Source organism: Sporosalibacterium faouarense (assembly GCF_016765695.1).
Classification (GTDB): domain Bacteria; phylum Bacillota; class Clostridia; order Tissierellales; family VENL01; genus Sporosalibacterium; species Sporosalibacterium faouarense.
On the sequence record NZ_JAETGO010000050.1, the window covers coordinates 1 to 6,126 of the forward strand.

Genomic DNA, 6,126 nt, shown 5'->3' on the forward strand with positions numbered 1-6,126 from the left:
TTTTTTTCCATTATTGGTATTTTTAATTTTACTCTTATATTTATTGATAATATAATGACAATGTATAAATTATGATTAATTATTTAGGGGGGGTTGTTGTGAAAAATAAAAAAGCAATTATTTTTACTGGCGCCATAGTTGGAATTTTCTCTGTCATACTTGTGAAATATGGTAATCCTGCAAATATGGGTTTCTGTATTGCGTGTTTTCTAAGAGATATCACTGGAGCTCTTGGCCTGCACAGAGCACCTGTAGTCCAATACATAAGACCTGAAATTATAGGTCTAGTTCTTGGTGCTTTCTTAATGTCATTTGCTTCTAAAGAGTTTAGAGCAAGAGGAGGTTCTTCACCTTTTATTAGGTTCTTACTAGGATTTATAGTTATGGTTGGTGCTCTTATGTTCCTTGGATGTCCATTGAGGATGGTACTTAGAATAGCTGGTGGTGACTTAAACGCTATTGTAGGTCTCATTGGCTTTATTGCAGGTATAGGGGTAGGCATATTTTTCCTTAATAAAGGATTTAGCCTTAAAAGGAACTATAAACTCTTAAACTTTGAAGGTTTCATATTTCCTGGATTAAATTTAGGACTACTTCTATTACTTATTATTGCTCCAGCATTCATATTTTTTAGTGAAAGTGGTCCCGGTTCGATGCATGCACCTTGGCTACTAGCACTAGCAGCTGGACTTATAGTTGGTGGTTTAGCACAAAAAACAAGACTTTGTATGGTAGGTGGAATAAGGGATGCTATTTTATTTAAAGACTACTACTTAATATCTGGATTTATATCAATATTGGTAGTAGCCTTAATAGGCAACTTATTAATAACAAAATCCTTTACTCTAGGTTTTGCTAATCAACCTGTGGCACATATGGATGGAATTTGGAACTTTTTAGGTATGCTATTAGCAGGATGGGGTTCAGTTCTGCTTGGTGGATGTCCACTTCGCCAACTTATACTTTCAGGTGAGGGTAATATCGACTCTGTAATGGCTGTAATGGGTATGGTTTTTGGTGCTGCTTTCTCCCATAATTTTAATCTTGCAGCTTCACCTAAAGGTTCTACTCCAAATGGACAGATAGCAGTTATTATCGGTTTCCTTATTCTGTTAGGAATCTCATATTTCAATATTGAAAAAATAGGTGTGAAAATGAAAGGAGATGTAAAACTTGAAGCTTAATTTGATAGATGCTAGGGGAAGATCTTGTCCAGAACCTGTTCTTATGACAAAAAAAGCTATAGAGTTAAATCCAGAAGGAATTGAAGTTCTAGTAGATAATACTACTGCTCGCGATAATATCAAAAGATTTGGAAATAATTTAGGCTACAATATAGAAATAGCTGAAAAGGATGAGGACTTTGTCCTTACTCTAAAAAAATGACTAAAGAATACTTAGCTACATTTTTTACCCATTCTGGAGCCATTAAATATAATAGATATCTTAAAAGTCAAGGTTTTTCAGTTGATTTAATGCCAGTACCAAGAAAATTAAGCTCAAATTGTGGCATAGCTGCTAAATTTAAATGTGATACTATTGATATTAAGACTATGATAAGTGAAGATATTGAACAGCTTTTTGGAATTGAAGAAAGTAACTATAAATTATTATATAAGACAAATGAGGATTAATTTTCGCTTATACTAATAATAAATCCACTGACTCCATAAAATATACCCTTAGTCAAGGACAATTTAAAAAAGACTATGTGGAATTAAAAAGATGATTTCTGTACTTAATAGGAGTCATCTTTTTTAATCCCCATTAACATCTAATATCTATTGTTATTGTAGTAAATTATACATTCATCTATTAATTTCTTTATTCTACCTTTTCAATCACAACGGTAAAATCTTCACTGATTTCTTCCAGTTTTTCAATTCCTGACTCTATCCTACCGAGAGAAATTAAACCATTGGCATAGCTATGATCTTTATAAAAGATTGCCAGATTTGCCCATGGGGCATACAGTGTCAAATCCCCTTTTGATGGATCAAATCCTCTTGGTGCATCATCAGTTGATAAGTTTCTCGGGAGGTAACTTATCTTTTCTGTTGCAGCATAATCTTCAAATTGCAATGTTAAAGGTAATAGTTTTAAGAAATCCCTGCTAGTTGGGTTGTCATATATTTTTACAATTATTTCTTCATTATTGAAACTCATTCTTATACTAATTTCGTCATTATCTTCTATTTGTTCACCGTCAGTTGTAATAATTCGATTTGGTTTATCAATTTTTTCAATTGAATTATCTGCCATAACATCACCACCTTCTGGATTTACACTATTCTCAATTAAAGTCTCATCATTCTCTGGCTTTTCACAGACATCTTTAATGTTTTCTTGCTCTGTCCCACAAGCCGATATTAAAGAAACTAATGAAATCATAAAAATAAAAATTAATGGTTTTTTCATTAATTCTCACCTCCAGTCCGATTAAGTTTCATAGTTATAATACTCTATGCTAAGACCATCTATTCACACTCCTACATAATCTTGTGCTATATCCACATCTAAATAAAGTCTCCAATAGTATAATCCTATCAAGCTATAATCTTACATTTATTTCCTAATTTTTATGTTACATAAATAATAATACTTCGAGTAAGGTCTAAGTCAAGGAATTATTATAAAAAAAAGCCTCTTTACACTTTTATTATCTAGTAAAAGGTAAAGAGGACTTATTTTAATACTTTTTTCATTTTATTATTTGATAAAGATAGATAAAGAAATATAAAGTGAATTCTGGATTATCATTAATAAAATTTTACGAACTCAGAAGTAGTCTTTCTAGCTCCCCTTATTTTGCTGCTACTTTTATCCATTTTACCCATAGTAACCATAAGAACTGGAACTTCATTATCTGATATATTTAATAATTCTCTTATCTTATCTTTTTCAAAATATATCATAGGGCATGTATCCCAGCCTTTATTTTTAGCAAGTAGCATAAATAGCATTGCTGATAGTGAGGCATTCCTTATAGCTTCATCATGTTGAAAACTTTCTCCCCAACCTTCATAAAGGTTATTAATAATATCAAGCATCATATTATACTCTGTTTTATCAAGTATTCCTAGCATCTTTGAACCCTCATAGATTTCACTTGCATTTAAATGAGCTTTTTTATCTCCTGTAATAACTATAGTTGCAGAGGCAGTTTTGATCTTGTACTGCTTAAAAGATGCCTCATATACCTTATCAGTCAATTCTTTATCCTCTATAACATAGTATCTAGCATGCTGTAAATTAAAAGCAGATGGTGCAAGGGTTAGCTCTTCAAATATCTCATGAAAATCTTTCCTAGGTATATTAATATTTTCAATAAATTTATTTGCAGATCTTCTATCTCTTACAATTTTTAAAAAATCGGTCATTTATCATTCTCCTTCTCAAAATATTTATTTCTTCTATTGATCAATTAAAAATCTCTTGTTTAACTATGAATTAGATATGTAAAGTTTAAATAAACCTAATGGTAATCAGTATGTAATAAAAAAAGGTTGCCTTTATCAGACAACCTTACATAATCCCATTAAAATAATCATTATGTTTATAGAATACTCTCAATTTATAGTGTCAACTTTGCAATATTACATTACCCTTTAATTACATATTACTATTTTAATTAAAAAGTTTTTGCAATTTCCTGAGCTTCTTTAATTGCATTATCTACTATACCATCAGTATCATTACCTATGACATCTAGAGCATCTATAGATACAGTTGTAAAATCGGTAATTCCTAAGAAGCCAAATATAGCTCTTAAATATTTATCTCCCATTTCAAAGGAAGCCATTGGACCTTTACTATATTCTCCACCTCTTGCTGAAATATTAATTGCCTTTTTATTTGTACATAATCCTACTGATCCTTCAGCAGTATACTTAAATGTAATACCAGTTACGGAAATATAATCAATATATGCTTTTAATATAGCTGGAATACTTAGATTCCACATTGGTTCTGCAATTACATATTTATCTACTTCTGCAAACTGATATGCATATTTTAGTATAGGATGATTTCTGCTTTCTTCAGTTTTGGGTCCGAACACTGAGTTTATATCTTCTATAGTTAGTAATCTAATATCTTCTTCATATAAATCAAGAGTTATAATTTCATCTTCTGGATGGCTCTCTTTATATGTTTCAATGAATCTATCAGAAACTTTAAATGTTCTTGACTCACCCTCCGGTTTTGCATTCGCTTTAATATAAAGTACTTTACTCATTTTTATCCTCCTTATGTCTTCGTTACTTTAGTCTAATTAATTTTAATATGTTATTATTCTTTACATCTTGCTATAATTTAATTATAATTGATAAATATCTTTTTAGTAAGTAGGCACTTTTTTGTATTATAGTACCTAAAATGATACTAAAGAAGAAATCTAGAAGGAGAGATTTACTACCAAGCTACAACAGACCCATCCGTTCTTGGTTCTGTGCCCCCACATAGTACACCATTATCCATTCTCCAAATAATCTGACCTCTTCCAAAACTCATGCTGTCAACTTGAGGCTGTATATTATGTCCCCTTTCCATTAACCTCCTAGCAATATTATTAGCAAACGCTTGTTCAACCTTTATTAACTTACCCTCAACCCATTGCCATCTAGGGGCGTCTAATGCATCTTGAGGATTCATATTAAAATCTATTGTATTCATAATGACTTGAACATGACCTTGTGGCTGCATAAAGCCACCCATGACACCAAAGGGGCCTATAGGCTTGTTATCTTTAGTTAAGAAACCTGGAATGATAGTATGATAAGGTCTTTTCCCAGGAGCTAAACAATTATCATGATTTGGATCAAATGAAAAGTTATGTCCTCTGTTTTGCAAGCTTATACCAGTACCTGGAACAACTACTCCTGACCCAAATCCTGTATAGTTACTTTGAATATAAGATATCATATTACCTTCACCATCTGCTGCAGCTAAATAGACTGTACCACCGCTACTAGGTTGCCCTGGTTTAGGCATTAAAGCACTTTCTTTAATTAATTTTCTTCTTCGATTTCCATAATCCTCTGAAAGCAAGTCCCTAACCCTTACTGACATATTTTTAATATCAGCGACATATTCTTGACCATCTATAAATGCAAGTTTCATAGCTTCGATTTGTTTATGATAAGTATCAACTGATTCTTTAGATTTAAAATCATAACCTTTTAAGATATTTAAAGCCATTAAAGCTACTATTCCTTGACCATTTGGTGGAATTTCCCATACATCATATCCTTTATAATTAACTTTGATTGGTTCCACCCATTCAGCTTTATAAGCTTCAAGATCTTCTTTTCTTAGATATCCTCCATGTTTTCTAAAAAATTTATCTATTTTATCTGCTAAATTACCACTATAAAAAGATTTTCCTTTAGTATCCGCAATTGATTTTAAAGTTTCAGCATGTCCACTAGATTTCCACACTTCGCCGACTTCTGGTGGCCTTCCATGTGGTGCAAATGTCTCAAACCATCCTTTGAATTCATCTCCATCAAATGAACTATACAGTTCAAAAGCCTTATTCCATTGTTTTTTTACATTAGGAGATATCGGATATCCTTCCTTTGCATATAATATTGCAGGTTCTAGTAATTCCTTAAATGGAAGTTTACCAAATCGTTTTGATAATTCAACCCACGCAGCAGGAGCACCAGGAACTGTTACAGGGATTAATCCATACCTCGGTATTTCAGAATAGCCATTCTCTATTAATTTCTCTATAGAAATACTTTTAGGTGCGAATCCACTTGAGTTTAGTCCATGCAATTTACCTTCAGTCCAAACTAAGGCAAATGCATCTCCCCCAATGCCATTAGAAGTAGGTTCAACAACTGTTAAACACGCCGCAGTTGCTATTGCAGCATCAATTGCATTCCCTCCTTTTTTTAACACATCTAGCCCTATTTGAGCTGCAAGGGGCTGTGATGTTGCAACCATACCTTTTTTACCGTAAACGACATTTCTTCTCGATGTATAGTTATAATGTAGTGAATCAAATTTCATGTATTAAATTCCTCCTCTTAGTCATTCTTATACTTATAATCACCCAGTGAACTCGTTCTGCTAAAGCAGAACATCGGGGCTTCAGATGGAGACTCTACTCCACCTGAA

General features: G+C 32.3%; 7 protein-coding genes. 3 read left to right on the plus strand and 4 right to left on the minus strand.

Annotated features, from left to right (window positions below):
- Window positions 1–98 precede the first annotated feature (98 nt).
- From yedE to JMO20_RS10650, 3 genes are read left to right on the plus strand one after another with little or no spacing between them, the layout of a single operon-like run.
- A complete protein-coding gene (gene yedE, locus JMO20_RS10640; RefSeq protein ID WP_202709650.1) occupies window positions 99–1,184 on the plus strand; it encodes a YedE family putative selenium transporter in 1,086 nt (361 codons plus the stop codon).
- Complete coding sequence (locus JMO20_RS10645) at window positions 1,174–1,386, plus strand: sulfurtransferase TusA family protein (protein WP_202709651.1); 213 nt, start codon at window positions 1,174–1,176, stop codon at window positions 1,384–1,386. Before yedE ends, JMO20_RS10645 begins: the two co-directional genes overlap by 11 nt.
- Entirely contained in the window at window positions 1,383–1,634 is a 252-nt protein-coding gene (locus JMO20_RS10650) for a putative Se/S carrier protein (RefSeq protein WP_202709652.1), read from the plus strand. The genes JMO20_RS10645 and JMO20_RS10650 overlap by 4 nt, the downstream gene beginning before the upstream one ends.
- 190 nt (window positions 1,635–1,824) lie before the next feature.
- Here the strand turns inward: JMO20_RS10650 and JMO20_RS10655 are convergent, their stop codons facing one another.
- From JMO20_RS10655 to JMO20_RS10670, 4 genes are all read right to left on the minus strand, one after another.
- A complete protein-coding gene (locus JMO20_RS10655) occupies window positions 1,825–2,418 on the minus strand; it encodes a cyclophilin-like fold protein (RefSeq protein ID WP_243414715.1) in 594 nt (197 codons plus the stop codon).
- Between the two features lie 341 nt (window positions 2,419–2,759).
- Window positions 2,760–3,380, minus strand: coding sequence for a nitroreductase family protein (locus JMO20_RS10660; RefSeq protein WP_202709653.1), 621 nt, complete (start codon window positions 3,378–3,380; stop codon window positions 2,760–2,762).
- A 251-nt stretch (window positions 3,381–3,631) separates the two neighbouring features.
- A complete protein-coding gene (locus JMO20_RS10665) occupies window positions 3,632–4,237 on the minus strand; it encodes an FMN-dependent NADH-azoreductase (protein ID WP_202709654.1) in 606 nt (201 codons plus the stop codon).
- A gap of 176 nt (window positions 4,238–4,413) precedes the next feature.
- Entirely contained in the window at window positions 4,414–6,018 is a 1,605-nt protein-coding gene (locus JMO20_RS10670; protein WP_202709655.1) for a gamma-glutamyltransferase family protein, read from the minus strand.
- Window positions 6,019–6,126 lie beyond the last annotated feature (108 nt).

What these genes read in the sequence shown, in the direction of transcription:
- JMO20_RS10665 (WP_202709654.1), bottom strand. Translation starts at nt 4,237, where the DNA reads ATGAGTAAAGTACTTTATATTAAAGCGAATGCAAAACCGGAGGGTGAG.
- JMO20_RS10660 (WP_202709653.1), bottom strand. Translation starts at nt 3,380, where the DNA reads ATGACCGATTTTTTAAAAATTGTAAGAGATAGAAGATCTGCAAATAAA.
- JMO20_RS10655 (WP_243414715.1), bottom strand. Translation starts at nt 2,418, where the DNA reads ATGAAAAAACCATTAATTTTTATTTTTATGATTTCATTAGTTTCTTTA.
- JMO20_RS10670 (WP_202709655.1), bottom strand. Translation starts at nt 6,018, where the DNA reads ATGAAATTTGATTCACTACATTATAACTATACATCGAGAAGAAATGTC.
- JMO20_RS10650 (WP_202709652.1), top strand. Translation starts at nt 1,383, where the DNA reads ATGACTAAAGAATACTTAGCTACATTTTTTACCCATTCTGGAGCCATT.